General features: G+C 64.0%; 1 protein-coding gene. It reads left to right on the forward strand.

Annotation, left to right across the window (positions count from 1 at the left end; translation table 11 throughout):
• Positions 1 to 3 precede the first annotated feature (3 nt).
• The coding region (locus tag EOA79_RS32020; protein WP_348631877.1) for a PAS domain-containing protein at positions 4 to 1,404 on the forward strand (1,401 nt) is incomplete at its 3' end.

The following is a 1,404-nucleotide window of genomic DNA, read 5'->3' on the forward strand; positions in this document are numbered from 1 at the left end:
GTCATGTGCGGGGGCGTGGTCATTTCCATGGCGACGGCCTTGTCCGTCTCCGGCTTCATCGTCGACCTGCGTGCCGCGTTTATCGGCGCGGCCGCGTTCTTCGGCGGATGGCCGGCGATGCTCATCGCCGCTGCCGGCTCCATCGCCTATCGTCTTCATCTGGGCGGTCAGGGCGCCGAAGCCGGCGTCATGAGCATCCTGATCACCGCCGTCGTCGGCCTGGCCTGGCACCACATCGTCGCGGTCCGCTCGCGCACCATGTTCGACATACTCGGCCTCGGCCTGTCGGTCGCGCTGGCCGGGCTCATCACGCTTCTGGTCATTCCCTCGCAGGTCGTGACCGGCTTCGTGCAGCAGAGCACGTTGCCGTCGCTCCTGTTCCGCTTCCTGAGCACCTTCATCATTGCCGTGCTGCTCGATCGGCAGCAGCGGCGACGCGATCTCGCCGTGTCCAACATGATATTCCGTGCCATGGTTCGCGAGCTGCCGGATAGTCTCAACGTGAAGGATGCGGAGGGGCGCTTCATCGCGGCCAATCCAGCCACCGCCGAACTGGTGCGCGCCGCCTCCGTCGAGGACCTCATCGGCAAGACGGATTTCGATTTCTATCCCAAGGACGTGGCCGAGCGCTTCAGGCAGGATGAAATGGGCGCGCTGGAGGCCGGGCAGACGTTGCGCATCGATCAGCCCGCGCTCCTGCCTGACGGCAGGCAGGGCTGGCTCTACACTCTGAAGGCGCCGTTCCGCGACGAGGCCGGCAAGATCGTCGGCGTCATCACCTACAATCGCGACATCACCGAGCAGAAGCGAAACGCCCAGCTCAAGAACGACTTCATTTCCACGGTCAGCCACGAATTGCGAACGCCGCTGACATCCATCCGCGGCTCGCTTGGCCTGATCGCAGCCGGCGTCGCGGGCGAGCTGCCGCCCAAGGCCGCCAACCTCGTCAACATCGCCCACAACAACAGTGAAAGGCTGGTTCTTCTCATCAACGACATTCTCGACATGGAGAAGATCGAGTCGGGCGTCATCACCTTCAAAATCAAGCAGATGCCAGTGCGTGCGGTCCTGGAGCAGGCCATCGCCGCCAGTTCCAATTACATGGCCGATAGCGGGATCCGCATCGTCCTGGTCGACGATGCCCCGCGCGCCGAAGCCAATATCGACCCCGATCGCCTGCACCAGGTGATGGCGAACCTGCTGTCGAACGCGATGAAGTTCTCCGATCCCGGCGGCACTGTCATGGTGAAGCTCCAGCGTCGCGAGCGCGACATGCTGCGCATCTCCGTTGTCGATGAAGGCACCGGCATCCCGGAAGCGTTCCGCAGCCGCATATTCGGCAAGTTCGAGCAGGCCGATGCCTCCAGCACCCGCAAGAAGGGGGGCACCGGCCTGGGCCTGAGC

The organism is Mesorhizobium sp. M1A.F.Ca.IN.020.03.2.1 (assembly GCF_004023205.1).
GTDB lineage: Bacteria > Pseudomonadota > Alphaproteobacteria > Rhizobiales > Rhizobiaceae > Mesorhizobium.